This is a genomic window from Streptomyces sp. NPDC036815 (assembly GCF_055609205.1).
The window spans coordinates 268798-290253 of the sequence record NZ_JBVJPW010000005.1; the positions used below are offsets into that span (position 1 = coordinate 268798).

15 protein-coding genes are annotated in these 21456 nt (G+C 72.4%); 12 read left to right on the forward strand and 3 right to left on the reverse strand.

What is annotated here, in order from left to right; translation table 11 throughout:
* Positions 1–154: 154 nt before the first annotated feature.
* From ACZ69I_RS14375 to ACZ69I_RS14400, 6 genes are all read left to right on the forward strand, one after another.
* The gene (locus tag ACZ69I_RS14375; RefSeq protein ID WP_470832330.1) at positions 155–2764 is read left to right on the forward strand and encodes a protein kinase; all 2610 of its coding nucleotides are present in this window, start codon (positions 155–157) and stop codon (positions 2762–2764) included.
* A 180-nt stretch (positions 2765–2944) separates the two neighbouring features.
* Complete coding sequence (locus tag ACZ69I_RS14380) at positions 2945–4630, forward strand: serine/threonine-protein kinase (protein WP_470832332.1); 1686 nt, start codon at positions 2945–2947, stop codon at positions 4628–4630.
* 114 nt (positions 4631–4744) lie between these two features.
* Positions 4745–6397, forward strand: a complete 1653-nt coding sequence (locus ACZ69I_RS14385; RefSeq protein WP_470832333.1) for a protein kinase domain-containing protein — start codon at positions 4745–4747, stop codon at positions 6395–6397.
* A 125-nt stretch (positions 6398–6522) separates the two neighbouring features.
* Positions 6523–8256, forward strand: coding sequence for a serine/threonine-protein kinase (locus ACZ69I_RS14390; RefSeq protein ID WP_470832335.1), 1734 nt, complete (start codon positions 6523–6525; stop codon positions 8254–8256).
* 167 nt (positions 8257–8423) lie between these two features.
* Positions 8424–10040 (forward strand): succinic semialdehyde dehydrogenase, encoded by a 1617-nt coding sequence (locus tag ACZ69I_RS14395; protein ID WP_470832336.1) that lies wholly within the window; start codon positions 8424–8426, stop codon positions 10038–10040.
* Positions 10041–10129: 89 nt separating this feature from the next.
* Positions 10130–11953, forward strand: coding sequence for a GMC oxidoreductase (locus ACZ69I_RS14400; RefSeq protein ID WP_470832337.1), 1824 nt, complete (start codon positions 10130–10132; stop codon positions 11951–11953).
* 105 nt (positions 11954–12058) lie between these two features.
* Here ACZ69I_RS14400 and ACZ69I_RS14405 read toward each other — a convergent pair whose 3' ends face one another.
* The gene (locus tag ACZ69I_RS14405) at positions 12059–13105 is read right to left on the reverse strand and encodes an LAETG motif-containing sortase-dependent surface protein (RefSeq protein ID WP_470832338.1); all 1047 of its coding nucleotides are present in this window, start codon (positions 13103–13105) and stop codon (positions 12059–12061) included.
* A 250-nt stretch (positions 13106–13355) separates the two neighbouring features.
* Between ACZ69I_RS14405 and ACZ69I_RS14410 the strand changes: the two genes are divergently transcribed.
* From ACZ69I_RS14410 to ACZ69I_RS14420, 3 genes are all read left to right on the forward strand, one after another.
* Positions 13356–13721 (forward strand): hypothetical protein, encoded by a 366-nt coding sequence (locus ACZ69I_RS14410; RefSeq protein ID WP_467670352.1) that lies wholly within the window; start codon positions 13356–13358, stop codon positions 13719–13721.
* Between the two features lie 128 nt (positions 13722–13849).
* On the forward strand, positions 13850–14629 hold the full coding sequence (locus ACZ69I_RS14415) for a hypothetical protein (RefSeq protein ID WP_470832339.1): 780 nt from the start codon (positions 13850–13852) through the stop codon (positions 14627–14629).
* A 161-nt stretch (positions 14630–14790) separates the two neighbouring features.
* Positions 14791–15561 (forward strand): hypothetical protein, encoded by a 771-nt coding sequence (locus tag ACZ69I_RS14420; protein WP_470832340.1) that lies wholly within the window; start codon positions 14791–14793, stop codon positions 15559–15561.
* A gap of 621 nt (positions 15562–16182) precedes the next feature.
* Here ACZ69I_RS14420 and ACZ69I_RS14425 read toward each other — a convergent pair.
* Complete coding sequence (locus ACZ69I_RS14425; RefSeq protein ID WP_470832341.1) at positions 16183–16485, reverse strand: chorismate mutase; 303 nt, start codon at positions 16483–16485, stop codon at positions 16183–16185.
* A gap of 425 nt (positions 16486–16910) precedes the next feature.
* Here ACZ69I_RS14425 and guaA point away from each other — a divergent pair, with 425 nt between their 5' ends.
* Complete coding sequence (guaA, locus tag ACZ69I_RS14430; protein ID WP_467670344.1) at positions 16911–18497, forward strand: glutamine-hydrolyzing GMP synthase; 1587 nt, start codon at positions 16911–16913, stop codon at positions 18495–18497.
* Positions 18498–18562: 65 nt separating this feature from the next.
* Here guaA and ACZ69I_RS14435 read toward each other — a convergent pair whose 3' ends face one another.
* Positions 18563–19042 carry a pyridoxamine 5'-phosphate oxidase family protein gene (locus tag ACZ69I_RS14435; protein WP_470832452.1) on the reverse strand — a complete coding sequence of 160 codons (480 nt, stop codon included), beginning with the start codon at positions 19040–19042 and terminating at the stop codon, positions 18563–18565.
* A gap of 172 nt (positions 19043–19214) precedes the next feature.
* On the opposite strand from ACZ69I_RS14435, the gene ACZ69I_RS14440 reads away from it, so the two are divergent.
* Complete coding sequence (locus ACZ69I_RS14440; protein WP_467670342.1) at positions 19215–20000, forward strand: class II aldolase/adducin family protein; 786 nt, start codon at positions 19215–19217, stop codon at positions 19998–20000.
* A gap of 151 nt (positions 20001–20151) precedes the next feature.
* Entirely contained in the window at positions 20152–21417 is a 1266-nt protein-coding gene (locus ACZ69I_RS14445; protein WP_470832453.1) for a hypothetical protein, read from the forward strand.
* Positions 21418–21456 lie beyond the last annotated feature (39 nt).

A 21456-nucleotide genomic window follows, 5' to 3' on the forward strand; every position in this document is an offset into this window, starting at 1 on the left:
GTGAGCGCAGGGTTCCGAGTTCGGGGCCCGAGATCTCGTATCCCCTCATTGTGGTTCGCCTCCGGCACGTATCGTGAGTGCTTGCGGACCGTACGCAGCCGCAATGAGCCACAAGACGAACGGATTTGACCACCGGGCAGACGGGGGAGGCGTCGTGGACGACTATGCGGGACGGGTACTCGCCGACCGCTACCGCCTGCCGCTGCCCCCCTCGGACGAGTACGAGCTCGCCGAGTCCCGCGCCTTCGACACCTACAGCGGGCAGGAAGTCCTCGTCAGGCAGGTGCCGTTACCCGAGATCGTGGACGCCGAAGTGGTCGGTGAGGGCGAACCGGCCGAGCCGGCCGAGCCGGAGCTGGACGTGGACGGCCTGCCCGCGGGCTTCGTGCCGCGGGCGAGGCCGGGCGGGACCGGAGTCCGGCGGGCCGCGTCGCGGACGACGCGCAGGCCCACGGATCCGGCGGTGCGGCGCGCGATCGAGGCGGCGCAGACCGCCGCGCAGATCCCCGACCACCCCCGGCTCGACCAGGTCTTCGACGTGTTCGCGGAGGGCGGCTCGCTGTGGATAGTCAGCGAGTTGGTCGCGGCGCGGCCGCTCGCGGCGCTCCTCGCGGACCGGCCGCTGAGCCCGTACCGCGCCGCCGAGGTCGCGGCGGACGTCCTCGCGGCGCTGCGGGTCCTGCACGCGTACGGCTGGGTGCACCGGAACATCACCGCGCGGACCGTGTTGATATGCGACGACGGCCGCGTGATGCTGACGGGCCTCGCGGCCGGGGCGGCCGAGGAGGCGCTCTGCGGCTACGACCCCCGGCCGGTCGAGGCGGGTGAGGCGGCGGGCTCGGCGGGCTCGGTCGGGAACGTGGCGGAGTACGGGCAGACGGACGCGTCCGGCGCCGGGGGGGCGTCCGGGGCGGCCCGTGCGCCGGGCCGTGGCCGGTACGAGGACGGGGACGTCGCGCTCGAACCCGCGCCGGAGCCCGCAGGGCCGGGCGCGCGGACCGGGCGCCCGGGCGCGGTGGCGGCGTATCACGCGGGGACGCGGGCCGCCGCGCGGACGGCCGAGGGCTCCGGTGAGCGCGAGTCGGGGACGGCCGGGCGGATCTCGGACCCCTACGGCGTGGCGGAGACGAAGCCCTGGCACGGGGCGGTGCCACGGGCCGGGGTCCCCGCGGCACGGAGTGCGCGGAGCGCGCCCGACGCCGATGACACCTCCGGCCCGGACGAGGACCTGGCCGTGAGCGGGCGCGGGACCTGGGACGAGGGCTCCACCGAAGGGGCCGCTCCGCGCGGGCCCGCCACCGCCCTCGCCGCCGAGCGGGCCCGGCACGCGCGCATGGTGGTCGTCGGGGCCGTCACCGAGCGATGGGCGCCCGAGCAGGCAGGCCCGGTGCACGAGAACTGGCAGCTCGCCGCGCCGATCGGCCCCGCCACCGACCTGTGGGCCCTGGGCGCGCTGCTCTTCCGCGCCGTGCAGGGACACGCCCCGTACCCGGAGGACAGCTCGGCCGAACTGGTGCAGCTCGTCTGCGCGGAGCCGCCCGCCTTCGCCGAGGAGTGCGGCCCGCTGCGGCCCGTCGTCGAGTCGCTGTTGCGTCAGGACCCCACCGAGCGGCTCGACTTCGAGGAGCTGAGCGGCTGGCTGCGCTCGCTGGTGCGGTCGGCACCCGAGCCGGAGGCCGGGGCGCACGTCGTGCCGGTGCCCTCGTACGACGCCGGCCGGCTGCCCGTCGTACGGCGGCGGGGCGAGGTCGTCCGCAGGCGGCGCGGGGCGGCGGCGGCCGGGGGGCCCGGCAGCGGGCCGGGGTACGGGCACGGGCGGCACAAGCGCGGCAGGGGCAAGGCCAAAGGGCGGGGCGGCGGCGCGGGGCGGAAGGGCACGGGCGGGGACGTGCGGCTCGCCCCGGCGGCGCGGGCGGACACGAGCGAGCCCCGGCCGGTGCGGGAGTCCCGGCTGTCCCACGAGGCGGAACTGCCCCGTGAGCCCCGCGCTTCCGGGCGCCCCCGTTCGCTGGGGCGGCTGCTGTTGATCGCCATCCTTCTCGGGCTCGCCGCGGCCATCGCGTACGCCATGGTGTTCATGCCCAAGGGGGACGACCGGGGGGCGGGTGACGGCGCGGGGGCCGCGGGTGAGGTCAGTTCGGCGCCGGGCACGGGCGATCCGGGCAGGAAAAAGGGCAGCGACGGAGACAAGGAAAAGGGCGAAGGGAAAGAGGAAGGGGACAAGAACAAGCCAGACAAGAACAAGCCGGGCGAGAACAAGCCGGGCGAGAACCCCGGTTCGCAGAAACCGCAGACCACCGACCCGGACCTCCCGAAGGGCTTCGCCCTGCGCAAGGACCCCGAGGGCTTCCGCGTCGCCGTCGCCAGCGGCTGGGACAGGCAGGCCAAGAACGGCCGTGGCCAGGTGCGTTACACCCACGGCGGCTTCGAGCTGCTGCTCGTCCCCGGGCGCGACACCACGGACGGGTACGGCAGCGACCCCATGAAGTACCAGCGCGAGCACGAGCGTGAGCTCCAGCCGTTCCGCGACTCGTCCTGGGCGACGTCCAGCGGGATGCGGCGCATCGACGTGGGCGGACGGGCCATGGCGGAAGGCCAGTTCACCTGGCAGGACTCCGGGGGGCGTGAGGTCTTCGTCCGCAATCTCGCGATGGTCGTCGGCGGGAAGTACCACGTGGTGCAGGTGCGGGGGCCGGAGGCCGAGCGGGACGAGGTGACGCGCCTGTACGACCAGGCCTCGGCCACCTATCAGGTCACCGAATGAGCCACTGGGCGAGGTACTGAACGAGCCACCGGACATGTCGCCGAATGAGTCGATTCCGGCACTCGCGACATGCACGGCATGCGGCACAGTGCGGTCTTCCAAGCCCCCCTGTGGTTCCCTGCACGCGGCCCGCTCCTTAACCTGGGCCTGCCAAGACCATTGCGGGGGAACGTGAATCAGATGCAGGGACTGCTCCTCGCGGGCCGCTACCGACTCGCCGAGTCCATCGGCCGCGGTGGCATGGGACGGGTGTGGCGCGCGCAGGACGAGGTGCTGCACCGTGCCGTTGCCGTCAAGGAGCTGACGGCTGCCCAGTTCGTGCAGGAGGCCGACCGCGCCGTCCTGTTCGCGCGCACGCAGACGGAGGCGCGCGCCGCCGCCCGCATCAACCATCCCGCCGTCGTCACCGTCCACGACGTCCTGGAGTACGACGAGCGGCCCTGGATCGTGATGGAGCTGGTCGAGGGGCGCTCGCTGGCCGACGCCGTCAAGGACGACGGCCGCATCGAGCCCGTGGAGGCCGCCCGCATCGGCCTGTGGACCCTCAAGGCCCTGCGCGCCGCGCACGCCGCCGGTGTGCTGCACCGTGACGTCAAGCCGGGCAACGTCCTGCTCTCCGACGACCGCCGCATCCTGCTCACCGACTTCGGGATCGCCGCGATCGAGGGGGACTCCACGATCACCCGGACCGGCGAGGTCGTCGGCTCCGTCGACTATCTGGCGCCCGAGCGGGTCAGCGGCGGCAATCCCGGCCCCGCCTCCGACCTGTGGGCGCTCGGCGCGACGCTGTACACGGCGGTGGAGGGGTTCTCGCCCTTCCGGCGCACGTCGCCGCTCGGCACGATGCAGGCCGTGGTGACGGACGAGCCAGCGCTGCCCGGGCACGCGGGTGTCCTCGCGCCGGTCATCAGCGCGCTCCTGAGCAAGGACCCGCAGGCCCGGCCGACCGCGGAGGAGGCCGAGCTGATGCTGGCCCAGGCCGCGGAGGGGCGCCGTCCGCAGCAGGCACAGGCGTACGTCCCGACGCAGGCGCACCCGTCCACCGGATCGCACCCGGACACGCACAGCCAGGCGCACCCGGACACGCACAGCCAGGCGCACACGACCGCGCAGGGCCAGGCGTCCTCCGTCGGCGCCGCCCCGTACACGCACCCCCAGACCCCCTCGCCGTACCCGCACCCCCAGGCCCACACCCCGGTCCCCGGCAGCGGCAGCGGTACCGGCCCCGACCTGCTCACCGTCGTCAGCCAGGGGCACGACCGCCCGCGCGAACGCAGGCGCTGGCCCGCGGTCGTCGCCCTCGTCGTCGCGGCCGCGCTGCTCGGCGGGGGCGGGGTCTTCGGCTATCTGCACTTCGCCGACGACACGCAGGGGCAGGCGGCGGACGGCGGTCCTGCCAGGACGGTGGGCGGCATCCCCGACGACTGGCAGCGCGTGAAGGACCCCGAGGGCTTCAGCCTCATGCTGCCCAAGAACTGGAAGCGCGAGGCGGACGGCAACCAGGTCGACTACACGCCCGACGGCGGCCGCCGGTTCCTGCGCATCTCCGTCGACAAGAACCCGCAGTTCGAGAGCTCGTACACGCATCAGCTGTCCCTGGAGAAGAACCTGCGGGTCAAGCTGCCGGGGTACCGGCGGCTGCACCTGAACTCCAACACCTTCCGCGATCAGCAGGGCGCCCTCTGGGAGTTCAGCTGGAAGGCGGGCGCGAACGACACGACCGCGGGGCCGCGCCGCGCCATCGACCAGGCCTATCTCAGCCGTGACGGCGTGGAGTACGCGATCTACATGTCGGCGCCGGCCGAGGGCTGGGACACCACCCGGGAGCAGTTCGACGCGATGCTGCGGGGATGGCGTGAGCCCTGAGCGCCTGCCGTGGAACCCCGCCCACCTCTGAGGAGGCTGGGAGCAGCGGCCGGAACCGGCCCGCGGCGTGTTCGGCCCCATTTCCTTCCCGCACGTGTGGGGCATGATGGCCGCATGGGGAGCCTGGGAGACCACGCCGGTGCGGCGGGTGCCGGCGGGGCCGGCGCCGGTGGTGGCAACCCCCGTGTGATCGCGGGCCGTTACCGCCTGGAGTCGCGGCTCGGCCGGGGTGGCATGGGGGTCGTGTGGCGCGCGACCGATCTGCTCCTCGGGCGGCAGGTCGCGGTCAAGGAGCTGGCGCGGGACGAGACCCTCTCCGACGCCGAGGCGGAGCAGCAGCGCGAGCGGACCCTGCGCGAGGCGCGGGCGGTGGCGCAGCTGCGGCATCCGCACGTCATCGTCGTCCACGACGTCGTCGTGCAGGACGAACAGCCGTACATCGTGATGGAGTTGATCGAGGGCGGTTCGCTGGCCGGGCGGATCGCGCGCAGCGGCCCGCTGGACGCGGCGACCGTGGCGCAGATGGGCATCGACCTGCTCGGCGCCCTGGGCACCGCGCACGAGGCGGGCATCCTGCACCGCGACCTCAAGCCCGCCAACGTGCTGATGGAGCGCGCGACCGGCCGCGTCGTGCTCACCGACTTCGGGATCGCGCAGCTCAGCGGGGCGACGACGCTCACGGAGGTCGGCTCGTTCGTGGGGTCGCCGGAGTTCACCGCGCCCGAGCGGATGGCGGGGGAGCGGACGGGGCCGGAGTCGGACCTGTGGTCGCTCGGCGCGCTGCTGGTCACCGCGCTGGCCGGGGAGTCGCCGTTCCGCCGCGACTCGATCGGCGGCGTCCTGCACGCGGTGGTCTACGACGAGATACGCCCCCCGCCCGCCGCCGCGCCGCTGCTGCCCGTGGTGCTCGGCCTCCTCGACCGGGACCCGGACCGCAGGCTCGACGCGGCCGGGGCGTCGGTGCTGCTTCGGACGTACGTCGAGACGGGGCGGATGCCGACGCCCGTACGGGAGAGACCGAGTTCCGTGCTGCCCGGCCTGCCGGGGCGGCCGGGTCGGGGCAGCCATCCGCCGACCCTGTGGGAGCTCCCCGCGGGCCTGTCCCCGGCGGGGTCCGCGAAGCCGTACGGCAGGCACGGGCGGGTCGTCCTGATCGCCGCCGCGCTGGCCGCCGCCACCGCGGGCGCGGGCGTCTCCGCGGCGCTCCTGCTGAGCAGGGACGGTGACGGCGGCGGCACGGCACCCCCGTCCTCCTCCGCGTCACGGGTCACGGCGGAGCCGACGGTCACCGTGACGTCCCCCTCGCCGAAGCCGTCCTCGCCCCAGGCGCCCAAGGGCTACCGGATCGCGAAGGACCCCGAGGGCTTCGCGCTCGCCGTCCCCATGGGCTTCCGCCGCGAGGTGGACGGGCCCCGCGTCTTCTACGTCTCGTCCGGCGGCACCTACCGCATCGGCATCAGGGAGTCGGCCGGTGAGCGCGGCGGCCCGCTCGCCGCGCAGCGCCGCGCCGACGCCGCGGGGCCGCGGACCAACCCGGGCTACCGCGACGGCCGCGTCACGGAGACCACGCGCAACGGCAGACCGGCCGCCCTGTGGGAGTTCACCTGGGACGGCTTCAGCGAGCGGGAGGGCGCCCGGCACTCGTTCGACCTGTGCTGGGCGGAGGGCGGCCGGACGTTCGACGTCTGGGTGTCGGCGCCGGTCGGGGACACGGCGCAGGCCAGGCGGTACTTCGACGCGGCGGTCGACACGTTCGTACGCCGCTGACCGAGGCTCCGAGGCCCGTACGCCGTCGAGGTCCGCCGGACGCGGGCGGGCCGCGTGCATCGCCCCGGTCACAAGGAGCCGACCTGGCTGGAAACCGGGGTGCCCGGCAAGGTACTCATGGGGGCATGAGTAATGACGGGGGAGCCTCCTACGGGCCGTACGAACCCACCAGTTTCGGCCTTCAGCCACCGCAACAGCCCGGCGTTCCGGGGCAGTCGGACCACCGTGCCGGCGCTCTCCCCGACAACCCGTACGCGCAGCCGCCACAGCCCGCCCACCAGGCGCAGCCGCCCCGGCAGGCGTCCGCCCCCGGGCCGACCCAGGTCGTGCCGGACCGGGCGGCGGCCGGGTCCGAGCCCGGCGCGGGCCGGCGCATCGCGGGCCGCTACCGGCTGCTCGCCAAGCTCGGCCACGGCGGCATGGGCACGGTGTGGCGCGCCAAGGACGAGACGGTGGACCGCGAGGTCGCGGTGAAGGAGCCGCGCATCCCCGACCACCTCCCCGAGCGGGAGCGGGCCAACGTCTTCGAGCGGATGCGGCGCGAGGCGCGTGCCGCGGCCCGTCTCGACCACCCGGCCGTGGTCAACGTGCACGACGTGGCGGTGGAGGACGGCCAGCCCTGGATCGTGATGGAGCTCGTCCAGGGCCGATCCCTGGGCGCCGCGCTCCAGGAGGGCACGCTGAGCGCCCGGGAGGCCGCGCGCATCGGCCTCGACGTCCTGAACGCCCTGGACGCCGCGCACCAGGCGGGCATCCTGCACCGCGACGTGAAGCCGGACAACGTCATGCTCGGCCGCCACGACCGCGTCGTCCTCACCGACTTCGGCATCGCCCAGATCGAGGGCGAGACCAATCTGACGGACACGGGCGGTTTCGTCGGCTCGCCGGAATTCATCGCTCCGGAGCGGGTGCTCGGGCAGCGGCCGGGGCCCGCCTCCGACCTCTGGTCGCTGGGCGTGGTCCTGTACGCGGCGACCGAGGGCGTCTCGCCGTTCCGTCGCAACAACACCCCCGCGACGCTCCAGTCGGTCCTGAACGCGACGCCCGCCGCGCCCGCTTCGGCCTCGGGTCCGCTCGCGGACGCGATCAACCGGCTCCTCGTCAAGGATCCGGCCCAGCGTCCCAACGCGGCGCAGGTGCGGGCGCTGCTGGAGGAGGCGGCGCGGCCGCCGCAGCCTGCGCCGACCCAGGTCGTCACCGTCACGAACGACGGTGACGGCGGCCGCGGCAAGGGGATCTTCCTGAGCCGCAAGGCGCTCGCCGTCGTCGCGGGTGTGGTCGTCGCCGCGGTGGCGGCGGGCGTCCTGGTGGCCCTGAACCCCTTCGGGGGCTCGGACGGCACGGACGGCTGGCAGAAGCACGACGTGAAGGAGCTGGCGGCGACCGTCTCGGCGCCCCAGGGGTACGAGAAGTCCGAGGACGACAACTCGGAGGCCAAGGAGCACTGGGTCGCCTACACCGACCCGAGCGGCAGCATCTCGATCAGCCTCGCCCTCCGCAAGAAGGCGGAGGACGACGGTGAGATCGCCGGGACCGCGGCGGCGCAGATGTACGACGAAGACGCCGACTTCAAGGAGTCCGGCGCCTACCAACTGGGCATGGCCTCCGATCCCGCTCCCAGGACCGCACCGCAGGAGACGAAGTTCCGCGGGGAGAAGGCGGCGGAGAACACCGTCACGTACTCCACGACCGACAGTCAGAACCCGCGCCCCCGCGAGCTCAAGGCCTTCTACTACCGGACCAAGAGCGGCGACATGTACCGGATGGTCGTCAGCTATCCGGCCAAGGGCGACTTCACGGCGCGCGGCCGCGAGGTCGCGAGGACGGCGGTCGCGGAGCTGGCGCCGGACAAGCTCTGAGACCGGGTTCCGCACGGTGTCCAAAAACGTGCGCCGAGGGGCGCGGCCCGCAACAACGCGCTGATCAGCGGCTTTGTCGCCAGCAATCACTGGCGTCGTGTGAGTGGTCGGTGAAGCCCATTACCGATGGGTACCCAAATCCCTGACGTAGGCCTACTCTCACGAGCATGACGGACTCGCAGGCCACCGCAGCGCCCCTCGGAACGAACCCGACCGCCCCGGCCCCCGAAGGCGCGCGCACCGCCGCCGACGTGGTCACGCCCGAGCTGATCGCCCAGCTCACCCGTGACGTCGTCGGATCGGGACGGACGGCCAACCACACGCCGCTCACCGGCGAGAAGCTGGCCGACCTGCCCGAGTCCACCCCCGAGGACGTGGCCACCGCCTTCGAGCGGGCCCGCACCGCCCAGACCGCCTGGGCCAGGACCCCCGTGAAGCAGCGCGCCGCCGTCCTGCTGCGCTTCCACGACCTGGTGCTCCAGCGCCAGGCCGAGGTCCTCGACCTGATCCAGCTGGAGACGGGCAAGGCGCGGCTGCACGCCCACGAGGAGATCCAGGCCGTCGCGGTCGCCGCCCGGCACTACGGCCGCAAGGCCCCCGCGTACCTGAGCCCCAAGCGGCACACCGGCGTCGTCCCGGTCCTCACCAAGGTCACCGAGAACCGCCAACCGCGCGGCGTCGTGGGGCAGATAGCCCCCTGGAACTACCCCTTCGAGCTGTCCATCGGCGACGCGCTGCCCGCCCTCGTCGCGGGCAACGCGCTCGTGATGAAGCCCGACACGGAGACCTGCCTCACCGCCCTGTGGGCCCGTGACCTGATCATCGAGGCGGGCCTGCCGTCCGAGGTCTTCCAGGTCGTCCTCGGCGAGGGCCCCGTCGTCGGCCCCGAACTCGTCAAGCACGCCGACTACGTCTCCTTCACCGGCTCCACCCGCACCGGCCGCGAGGTCGCCCAGGGCGCGGCGGCCCGCCTGGTCGGCGTCTCCCTCGAACTCGGCGGCAAGAACGCCATGCTGGTGCTGCACGACGCCGACATCGACAAGGCCGCCGCGGGCGCCGTGCGCGCCTGCTTCTCGTCCGCGGGCCAGCTGTGCATCTCCATCGAGCGGCTGTACGTGCACGAGTCCATCGCCGACCGGTTCGTGGAGCGCTTCGCGGAACGGGCGAAGGCGATGCGGCTCGGCACGTCCCTGGCGTACGGCGCCGACATGGGCTCCCTCGTCGGCGAGCGGCAGCTGGAGACCGTGACCCGGCACGTCGAGGAGGCCGTCGCCAAGGGCGCCACGCTCGTCGCGGGCGGCGTCGCCCGCCCGGACATCGGCCCCTACTTCTTCGAACCGACCATCCTGGACGGCGTCGAGGCCCCGATGGCGGTCTGCACCGAGGAGACCTTCGGCCCCGTCGTCTCCATCTACCGCTTCACCGACGAGAACGAAGCGGTCGAGCTCGCCAACGCCACGCCGTACGGCCTGAATTCCTCGGTCTGGACGAAGGACGGCGGCCGCGGCCGCAAGGTCGCCGCCCGCCTGCGCACCGGCACCGTCAACGTCAACGAAGGGTACGCGCCCGCCTACGGCAGCGTGCAGTCCCCGATGGGCGGCATGAAGGACTCCGGCCTCGGCCGCAGGCACGGCTCCGAGGGCATCCTCAAGTACACCGAGGCGCAGACCGTCGCCACCCAGCGGATCATGCCGCTCGCGCCGTCCTTCGGCCTGGACGACGAGAAGTACGCCGCGTTCATGACGACCAGCCTGAAGGTCATGAAGGCGTTCCGCCTCCGCTGACCCGAGCCCCGGGGGCGCGCCCTGAAGGGGCGCGGGGAACTGCGCGAGCAACCACAGACGGCCTGCGGGAATTCTGACGAGGAGAGCCAATGTCACAGGAGAACTCTGTCCAGAACAGGGGCGGCGACGCGGCCGACGCGTCGTACGACTACGACGTCATCGTCGTCGGTTCAGGCTTCGGCGGAGCCGTATCCGCGCTGCGCCTGACGGAGAAGGGCTACCGCGTCGGCGTCCTGGAGGCCGGGCGCCGCTTCACGCGCGCGACCCTGCCCAAGAACTCCTGGGACCTCAAGAACTACCTCTGGGCCCCCGCGCTCGGTCTCTTCGGCATCCAGCGCATCCACCTGCTCGGCAACGTGATGGTCCTCGCGGGCGCCGGGGTCGGCGGCGGCTCGCTGAACTACGCCAACACCCTCTACGTACCGCCCGCGCCGTTCTTCAACGACCCGCAGTGGAAGGACATCACGGACTGGCAGGACGAGCTGCGCCCCTACTACGAGCAGGCCAAGCGCATGCTCGGGGTGCGGCTCAACCCGACGATGACGCCCTCGGACGTCCACCTGAAGGCCACCGCGCGGGAGCTGGGGGTCGGCGACAGCTTCCACATGGCGCCCGTCGGTGTCTTCTTCGGCGACGAGAAGGACGCGGACGGTGGTTCAACGGCCGCACCCGGCACGGAAGTTCCCGACCCCTACTTCGGCGGCGCGGGGCCGTCCCGCAAGGCCTGCACCGAGTGCGGCGAATGCATGACCGGCTGCCGCCACGGCGCGAAGAACACCCTGAACGAGAACTACCTGTACCTCGCGGAGAAGGCCGGCGCCGTCGTCCACCCGATGACGTCGGTCGTCGCCGTCACCGAGGACTCACGGGGCGGCTTCGCCGTCTCGACCCTGCCCACCGACAACAAGCGCAAGAGCAGCGGCCGCACCTTCACGGCCCGCAAGGTCGTCATAGCGGCCGGTACGTACGGCACCCAGACCCTCCTGCACCGCATGCGGGACACCGGCCTGCTCCCGCGGATCTCCCGGCGGCTCGGCACGCTCACCCGCACCAACTCCGAGGCCCTGGTCGGCGCCCAGACCACCGACCGCCGCTACCGCAAGCGGCACGGCGGCGAGAAGGTCGACTTCACGCGGGGCGTCGCGATCACCTCGTCGATCCACCCGGACGCCAACACGCACATCGAGCCCGTCCGCTACGGCAGGAAGTCCAACGCGATGGGCGGCATGACGCTGCTCCAGGTCCCGTACAGCCTGAAGGGCGGCAAGGACCGCGTGGCGGGATGGCTCGGCAACATGGCCCGCCACCCGCTGCTCGCGGTGCGCTCGCTCTCCAACCGGCGCTGGTCCGAGCGGACCATCATCGGCCTCGTCATGCAGTCGCTCGACAACTCCCTGACCACGTACCGCAAGGAGAAGGGGCTGGGGAAGGGGCTGCTCACCGCCCGGCAGGGCCACGGCGCGCCCAACCCGAACCAGATACCGGAGGCCACCCGTGCGGCGACGATCCTCTCCCAGGAGATCAACGGCTTCCCGGGCTCGAACATCGGCGAGCTCATGGGCACCCCGCTGACCGCGCACTTCCTCGGCGGCTGCCCGATCGGCGCCTCGCCGGAGACGGGCGTCATCGACCCCTACCACCGGCTCTACGGCCACCCCGGCATCTCCGTCGTCGACGGCGCCGCGGTCTCCGCGAACCTGGGCGTGAACCCGTCCCTGACGATCACCGCGCAGGCGGAGCGGGCGATGTCGTTCTGGCCCAACAAGGGCGGCGAGGACCAGCGTCCCGCGCAGGGCGGGCAGTACGTACGGCTGGCGGCCGTCGAGCCGAAGACCCCGGCGGTTCCGGCGGACGCCTTCGGCGCGCTGCGGCTGCCGTTCCTGGGGATGCCGACGGTGCCGCCCAGGAGCTGACGGGCCGGGGGCCCCGGACTCGTGTGAGGGAGCCCCGGACACACGTAAGGACCTGCACCCCCCTCCGAGCGCAGGTCCTTCCGCGTGATCAGGTGCCGTCCGGTGTCAGACGGCGGAGTCGGCCTTGCGGCGGCGCACGGCGAACACCACGCCCGCGCCCGCGACGACGGCGACACCGCCGACGAGACCGATGGTCGGCAGCATCGAACTGGAGCCGGTCTCGGCGAGGCTGCCGGTGTCCGAGTCGTCCTTGGCGCCGCCCTGCGGCTCCGTCCCGGCGGCGGGCTTCGTCACCTCGGCCGACGGCGACGGCGTCGCGTCCGGGGTGGGCGTGGACTCGCCCGGCTCCTCGTCGCCGCTGTCCGTCCTTTCGACGATCTTGAGCGGCTTGTACGCGTCCGAGCTGTGCATGCAGTCGTCATCGGAGTCGACGTACTTGCCCATGCCGATCGCGTAGGCCTTGCCGAGCGGAGCCCCGGCGTCGATCTTGACCCGCAGCTCGATGGTGGCCTCGTCCTCGGCGTCGAGCTCCGTGGTCCCGTAGGCGAGGCCGTCGTCCAGCTTGCTGTCGATCGTCGTCCACTTGTCGGTCTCGGGGTCGCGGAACTGCAGCTCGGTGTAGGTCCGCAGCCAGTCCTTCTTGTCCTCGCCGTCGGGGAAGTTGTTCACGAACGTGGTCCACCGGACCTCACCGAACGGCTCGTCGGTGGGGTTGGCGGCGGTCAGTTCGAACTCGTGCCAGCCGCTGCCGGGGACGAGCTTCTTGGGCAGGCCGACGAGGTCGACCTCGAGCTCCGATTCCGGGTCCACGCCGTCCTCGTCGACCGGGCACTCGTCCGGCTCGGGCTCGGCGGGGTCCTCCGCGTCCGGGACCTCGGGGAGCTCGCCCGACTTCTTGGTCGGCGCGGGCTTCGCCGCGGGCGTCGCCGGAGTCGCGGGCGGCGCGGGGGTCGCGGCCGGGTCCGGCGTGCCGGGCGGGGTGCTGTCCGCCGAAGGCGTCGCGGGCGGGGTCTGCGAGGGCGTCCCGGACTCCGCGGCGGCCAGAGTCGGGGCGGTGCCCTCGGTGGCGAAGGCGGCCGGAGCCGACAGCAGCGCGATCGGGGCTATGGCAGCCGTAGCGGCCGCGGCAGCCATGGCACGACGAAGCTTCATGAAGACCTCAGGAAGTCCGGCGCGCTGCCCGGTCGGCAGCACGGAGGTGGGGCCTCCGCGGTGGAGACGCGGGTGTGGCCGTTGTTACGCATGCATGACCCGTGATCTCTGTGAATGGTTGTCCCGCATTCACAGAACCCTTATGTGTCGTGACTCACATCACTTGTGCCGCCGTGACGCGGTGCCGTAGAACTGCCCCCGCTCACAGGGCGAGAGCACGCAGGGAAGCAGACCCAGGGGAGGGGACAGCGTGGCCATACCCGACGAGGTGTGGGAGAGGTTCGAGAACGACAGCGAGCGGGAGATCCGCTCGACCGCGCCGAAGGAACCGTCCGCGCGGGCCCGCATGGTGGCCGAAAGGCTGCGGCGGCTCGACGAGGAGGCCGCGCGCCAACAGGTCGAGCAGGCAGGGCGGTTGCGCCGCAGGCGCGCGAGGCGCGAGGCCGAGTCCGCCCGCTGGAGCCCCGAGGAGTGGCGCGCGGCGCCGACGGGGCCGCGCCGCGGCGGGCGGTCCGAACGCGGCCGCCGGGTGTGGAGCGTGGTGATCGTCGTCGGCTGCATGGCCCTCGCGATCGTCCTGCTCAGCCCGTTCCGCTTCTGGATGTGGGGCTGGTGAGAGGGGCCCGCGAGACCCTCGCATCACCCGCATCACCGCGGAACCAGAATTGATCTTCCTCCGTCGTACGTCATGGCAGCCGTCGCAGGTCACGGCGGTCATGGCTTTCGGTGAACGGGGAACAGAACGTGAAGTCAGCTGTGTCGAGGGCCGTGGTGGCCGTCTCCTTCGTGGCCGTCCTGGGCGCGAGCGCCGCCTGCAGCAGCGGTGACGGCGACGGCGACGGCGACAGGAAACCGGCCGAGCGGCCCGCCGGTGCCTCGGCGCTGGAGCGGGCGGCCCTCACGGCAAAGGACGTCAAGGGCTACGACGTGGAGGCACCGGACGCGTCGGACGCATCGGACCCGGCGGAGGCCGGGCCCGCCGCGCCATCCGCCGGGAAGCCCTCGCCCGCCGGGTGCGCCCCGCTGGCCCTCGCGCTCGGCGCAGGGGCCGCCCCGGGGGCGACGAAGGCCCACGTCGGCCGCGTTCTGACCCCGGCCGACGACAAGGAACCGACCACCACCGGAGTCGACCTGTCCCGCCGCACCGAGGCCGAGGCCGAGCGCGCCATGGCCGGCCTGCGTACGGCGTCGAAGTCGAAGAAGTGCACCACGTTCCGCGTCGGCGACGACCGCTACGTCGGCCTCGCACCACTGACCGCACCGGACAAGGGCGACGAGGCCGTCTCGTTCAAGGCCGCCCACCGCAAGGGCGATTACGTGACGCGCGAAAGCATCACCGTCGTGCGCAACGGCTCGACGCTCGCGGTCTTCGACGCGTCGAACCTGTACGACCCCGAGAGCGTGCAGAACGACAGGGAAGCGGCGAAGGACGGCACGGAGGGCCTCCGCTCGCCCACGGCGGACGAGGACCCGAAGGTGGCCGAAAAGATCATTGACGCCCAGCTCGCCAAGCTCACGGCCTAACGCACGGTCTGACGCACGGCCTAACTCACACACGCCGCGTACAACCTTTTCGGCGGTTTCTGATCGTTACGGAAATCGCTGGTGAGAGCGGTGTGTTTGGCGTTTTCATTGCGCCTCGGCGCGGACCGTCGTCCGTGCGGTGTGAGCTGAAGGTAGGAAACGTGAAGTCAACTGTGTCTCGGGCCGTCGTGGCCGCGTCCGTCACGGTCGCGCTGGGCCTGACCGCAGCGTGCGGCGGCGGCAGTGGCGACAGCGGTGACAGGGGCGATGACGGCAAGAAGTCGTCGGATTCGGCCAAGTCCGCGCAGGGGGCGGCCGATTCGAAGAAGGACGAGAAGGCGGGCGGGGCGAAGGCGGGCGGCGAGAAGGCGCCCGCGCTGTCCGCCGCCGACCTGGAGAAGGCCGTGCTCGCCAAGGGCGACCTCAAGGGCTACAAGTTCGAGAAGATGTCCGCGGCGGACATGCCGTCCCAGACCGTGCCCGCGGACCCGGCCGCCTGCCAGCCCTTCGCTGACATGTTCATGTTCGCCAGCCAGTCGGCGGCGAAGTCCCGCGTCGGGCGGACCCTGACCGACGCGGAAGAACTGGATCCCACCGTGGTCTCGCTCGCCCTGCTCGCGCACGAGCAGGCCGACGCCGAGGAGATCATGGACGGCCTGCGGACGGCCACGAAGAAGTGCACCGCCTACGAGCACGCGGACTCCAAGTACCGCGACGTCGCCGCCCTGCCCGCCCCGAAGGCGGGCGACGAGAGCGTCGCGTACAAGGTCGTGGGGCTCATCGAGGGCCAGAAGACGCCGATGAGCTTCACCGTCGTCCGCAGCGGCTCGACGCTCGCGGCCTTCTACTCGATCAACCTGCTCCAGCAGAAGAAGTTCGGAGTGTCGAAGAAGATCGTCGAGGCGCAGGTGGACAAGTTGGCGAGCCTGTAGCGGGAAGCGCCGGACCAGAGCGAAGGGCCCCGCGGGACGGATCCGCGGGGCCCTTGGCTTTCGGCACCGACGTCAGGGCGGCGTCGGTGCCTCGGGGCGGCGCCGGGGGGAGTGCGCCGCTTGGTCGAGGCGCCGGTGGCCGACCCGGCGCACCGGGGGCGCTCACGTGGTATCGACCACTGGCAGTGAAGCTGTACGGGGGGCTGGGCGCCCGCCCTTCCAGGCATCGTGCTGGATGTGTCGTCGGCGGCGCAACCGTTTCGACCACACTGTTTCAGCCACCCCTGTAGGGAAGGGGTGAGGTGTCGGGACGGAGGCCGGCCGGCCCCGGGCGTCCCCGGAGCCGACCGTTCTCTTGGGTGACCGGGCTGCTGTCCCCTGCCGTCCGGTCACATCACTGGAGCGAGGTCCCACGGCGTCCGGACTCGGTCCTTACGCCTCATCGCCCCAGCGGAGCCACGCGTGGTTCTTGCGGGCCCGCCCCTGGCTGACACGGACACCGGGACCAACGAAGCCCGCCCGGAACCGGTCACGCGCCGTACGGGTGAGAACGGACCCGAACTCAGTTCCGCAGCTTCCCACGGGCCCGCAGACCTCCCCGCGAGGCGTCACCGGCGGTGGTCAGACGCGTCCCCGGCACAGCTCGAGGAGCGTCATCGCGAGCGTGGTGCCGGGCTTGCCGAGCGCGTCGCTGTAGTGGCCGAGAATCTCCATCTCGCGGGAGAGGTTCACGCGGCGGCCGCCGGAGGTGATGCGCGCTTCCTGGATGACGGCCGAGACGGCCATCCGTTCCTGGATGAGCCCGATGATCCGGTCGTCGAGCGTGTCGATCCGCTCCCGTGCGTTCTCGATGACGCCCGCGGCCTCGGGGGTGCGGGCACCGGTCTTGTCGGCGGAGGCGGTGGCGGTGGTCGTGGCGGTCATGCGGGGCTCCTTGTGGTCCGTGGTGGCCGAGGTGCACCGGAGCGGCAAGGCCCGCGCACGACAGAGCGCCCCGGGCCTTGTCGGCCCGGGGCGCCCGGTAAGTCGCTTGTCAGAGGATCAAGCAGCTCGACCATGGCAGCCGGCAGGCCGGTTGCCATAGGTAAAGAGGAAGCTGAGGTGCTTGGTCACGAGGTCAGTATGCCCCCACGCGCGCACGGCCGGTCAATCCGGGTTCCCGTACGGCTCGGATGCTGAGACGGCCGTCCGGGCGGCGAGCCCGCGGCGGGGGCCCGCGGCGCGGGGCCTGTCGGATACGACGAGGGCGGTCCTGCCGGGCCCGGTAGAATCGACAAATACAGTCCCCCTGCTCACGCACGAGCCTCTGCTCACGCACCGCTCAAGCTCAACGCCGGAAGGCCGCCGCCGTGCCATCAGCGCCCCCCGCTGCCGCCGCTCCCGACACCGTTCTGGTCGTCGATTTCGGAGCGCAGTACGCCCAGCTCATCGCCCGTCGCGTCCGTGAGGCCCGGGTCTACAGCGAGATCGTGCCGAGCACGATGCCCGTCTCCGAGATGCTCGCCAAGAGGCCCGCGGCGATCATCCTGTCCGGCGGCCCCTCGTCGGTGTACGCGGAGCACGCGCCGACCGTCGACCGTCAGCTCTTCGAGGCCGGTGTCCCCGTCTTCGGCATGTGCTACGGCTTCCAGCTGATGGCGACGACCCTCGGCGGGACCGTCGACAACACCGGCGCGCGGGAGTACGGCCGCACGCCGCTGGCCGTCTCCAAGGCCGGGTCCACCCTCTTCGAGGGCACCCCGACCGAGCAGTCCGTATGGATGTCGCACGGTGACGCGTGCAGCGCGGCGCCCGAGGGCTTCACGGTCACCGCGTCCACGGACGTCGTGCCGGTCGCCGCCTTCGAGGACGACGAGAAGAAGCTGTACGGCGTGCAGTACCACCCCGAGGTCATGCACTCCACGCACGGCCAGCAGGTCCTGGAGCACTTCCTCTACCGCGGCGCCGGCCTCACGCCCAACTGGACGACCGGCAACGTCATCGACGAGCAGGTCGCCGCGATCCGCGAGCAGGTCGGCACCAAGCGCGCGATCTGCGGTCTGTCCGGCGGCGTGGACTCCGCCGTCGCCGCCGCCCTCGTCCAGAAGGCCATCGGCTCGCAGCTGACCTGCGTGTACGTCGACCACGGCCTGATGCGCAAGGACGAGACCGAGCAGGTCGAGAAGGACTTCGTCGCCGCGACCGGCGTGCAGCTGAAGGTCGTCGACGCCCAGGAGCGGTTCCTCGCCGCGCTCGCCGGGGTCTCCGACCCGGAGGAGAAGCGGAAGATCATCGGGCGTGAGTTCATCCGCGTCTTCGAGCAGGCCCAGGCGGAGATCATCGCCGACGCCCCCGGCGACCAGCCGGTGGAGTTCCTGGTCCAGGGCACCCTCTACCCCGACGTGGTCGAGTCCGGCGGCGGCTCCGGCACGGCGAACATCAAGTCCCACCACAACGTGGGCGGCCTCCCCGAGGACCTCGAGTTCCAGCTCATCGAGCCGCTGCGCAAGCTGTTCAAGGACGAGGTCCGGATGGTCGGCGCCGAACTCGGCCTGCCGGACGAGATCGTCCAGCGTCAGCCCTTCCCCGGCCCCGGCCTCGGCATCCGCATCGTCGGTGAGGTCACCAAGGACCGCCTCGACCTGCTGCGCGAGGCCGACGCCATCGCCCGCGAGGAGCTGACGGCGGCCGGTCTCGACCGGGAGATCTGGCAGTGCCCGGTCGTGCTGCTCGCCGACGTCCGCAGCGTCGGTGTCCAGGGCGACGGTCGCACCTACGGCCACCCGATCGTCCTGCGCCCCGTCTCGTCCGAGGACGCCATGACGGCCGACTGGACCCGCATGCCGTACGACGTCCTCGCGAAGATCTCGACGCGCATCACCAACGAGGTCGCCGACGTCAACCGCGTGGTGCTCGACGTGACGTCGAAGCCGCCGGGGACCATCGAGTGGGAGTGACCTCCCCGCACGCCTGAGACGGCGCCGTCCACAGACCTGTGGGCGGCGCCGTTCCGCTTTCCCGGTCAGGTCCGCCGGGTGACCCGCGTCGCCGTACCCGGCTTCCACACCTGCACCGCCAGGTACTTCTCGTCCTCGATGTACGTGCGGACCACCTCCGTCAGCTCGACGCGGAAGAGGTGGAACGCGTCCGGGTCCGGCGGCTCGACCGCCTCCGTGTACCGCGCGACGGTCTCCCGGTCCCGCACCTCGATCACGCGGCCCGCGATCCGGACGTCGCCCCCCGCCATCTCGGTGCCCGGCCCCGGGTTCGCCTGCAGCGCGAAGCGCGGGTCGCGGCGCAGGTCGAGCGCCTTGAACGAGTTCGGCATCATGCCGAGCCACAACTCGCCGTTCAGGAAACGGACTTCGATCCCGGTGGTGCGCGGCGAGCCGTCCTTGCGGAGCGTCGCGAGGACGTGGTGGGTGAACGCGGCGAAGCGCCGCTCGACCGTGTGGGCGAGATCCGGCTCCGCCGCGGCGAAGGCTTCCCAGTTGTGCGCCATGGGTGTGGACGACATAGGTGTGAAAGACCTGCGTGTGGACGGCATACGGGGAGTCTGGCGCGGATACCCGACACCTTCTGTCGTCTTTGCCACGGGCCTCGTCGGCGCCCCTCTGTTCACCTGTACGCACCACCGGTACCTTCCGCCTCGTACAGCCAGAGATGGAGGACACATGCAGGCGCCCACACCGATACCCGTCGAGCGGTTGCAGTTCGCGATGCCGCCCGTCCACGAATCCGTGGCCGACGAGCGGCAGCACCGCAAGGAGCGGCTCGCCGGCGCGCTGCGCGTCTTCGGTCGGCTCGGGTACGAGGACGGGGTCTCCGGACACATCACCGCGCGCGACCCGGAGCACACCGACTGCTTCTGGGTGAACCCCTTCGGCATGCCCTTCAAGCACGTCACCGTCAGCGACCTCGTCCTCGCCAACGCCGAGGGGCAGGTGGTCGAGGGGCGCCACCACGTCAACCAGGCCGCGTTCACCGTCCACGCCCAGGCGCATCTGGCGCGGCCCGACGTGGTCGCCGTCGCGCACTGCCACTCGCTGCACGGTCGCGCGCTCTCCACGCTCGGCGAACTCCTGGACCCGATCACCCAGGAGGCCTGCGCCTTCTACGAGAGCCACGCGCTGTACGACGGCTACACCGGCGTCGTCGTCGACGCCGAGGAGGGCCGCAGGATCGCGTCCGCGCTCGGCGGCCACAAGGCGGTCGTCCTGCGCAACCACGGCCTGCTCACGGTCGGGGACTCCGTCGACGCCGCCGCCTGGTGGTTCATCTCCATGGAACGCTCCTGCCAGGTCCAGTTGAGCGCGCGGGCCGCGGGCCGCCCCGTGATGATCGGCCACAAGCAGGCGGTGCAGACGCGCGAGCAGCTCGGCAGCGACCTGGTGGCGTGGATCAACTACCAGTCGCTGTGGCAGGACATCAGCCGCAGCGAGCCGGACCTGCTGGCCTGACCTGGACGTCAACGCCGGGCCGGGCCCTTCACCCCCGCTGACCTGACCCCGGGGATGTGTTCGTCCTCCAGTACGGCACAATTCCCCTTCTCTGCAAGGAAGTTCGCGAGGGCCCCCAGGGGCTTCGAGGGTGGGGAAGGCGGCGTACGCGGTGGCGGTGCAGGAGGCGAGGCAGGACGCGCACGGGGGCGGCTGCACGTGCGGCGGCTGTCCGCACGGGGCGCGCGAGGGGCACCGGCGCGCCGTGGCCGTATTCCTCGCCAAGCGTGACGAATACGCGGCCGGAGAGGGGCTCCCCGCTGCCGTCGCCCACTCGGCGGGCGCCTCCCGGCAGTGGGTGTCGGACGAACTCACGCAGTCGGCACGCGATGTCGCCGAACGCGGCAGGGCCGAGGGTGAGGCCTGGCTGCGACGCCTGTGGACGCGCACGCTCGCCGTGGTCTGGGTCGCCTTCGCCGTACTGCTCCTGGTCCAGGCGCTCACCGCGATCGGCGGCGGCTGGACGTCCGCGCGCACGGCAGGGCTCCTGGCGGCGCTGGTCGTGGGCGGGCTGCTGACCGGCGCGGCGTACGCGCACCGGGCACGTGGCGGGGTCCTCGCGCCGCTGCTCGGCGAGGACAACCGGCTCTCCACCTCGCGCACCGTAGCCGCCTGCTGGGTGCTCCTCGTCGTCTTCGCGGTGCTCGTCCTCACGGGCGAACTGGCCGCGGCCTCGGGGCACCGGGAGCGCGACGAGCTGATCTCCGGCCTCGAACTCGCCCGAGCCGCCGGGACGCTGACCGTCCTCGCCGTGGTGTGCGCGGTCGCCGTCCTCGTGCGCAGGATCGTCGGCCTGCGGGTGCTCGGCCAGCGCCTGCAGAAGGTGCGCGCGGACCGGCCGAGGGCCGCCGACCCGCTCACCGACGACGCGGGCCGAGGCAGCTTCACCGACACGCAGTACGTCCTGGTCAGTGCCGTCGCCATGGTCTTCGCGGCGGTACGCCTCGCGCGGCGGCCCGAGCAGCTGCCCGATCTGCCGTGGGGGCTCGCCGTGCTCGTGCTGGTCTCGGCCGCGACGTATCTGGCGGGGAAGTACGCCGAGGGCGGCCGCCCCGTGATCCTCTCCGTGGTCCGCGCCCGGGAGGCCGGTGACCTCGACGCCCCCATCCGCACGGGTGACGACATCGAGATCCGCGGCGCGGGCTTCGTCCCGCCCGGCGCCGGGGAGGCCGACCGGCTCGCCCGCACGGTCGTCCGCATCGGCGCCGTGCACGTCCACGTACCGCTCGTACCCGTACCCGGCGGCTTCGCCAATCCGAGCGACGCCGTACTGACCGTGCCCGTCCCGGTCGACGTCGAGCCCGGCAGCGTCGAGGTCCAGGTCGTCACGGCCGCGGGCGTCGAGACCAACCGCGTCACCATCGACGTCACGGACTGACCCACCGGTCTCCCGCCCCGGCGGCGTCCCCACCTGCGC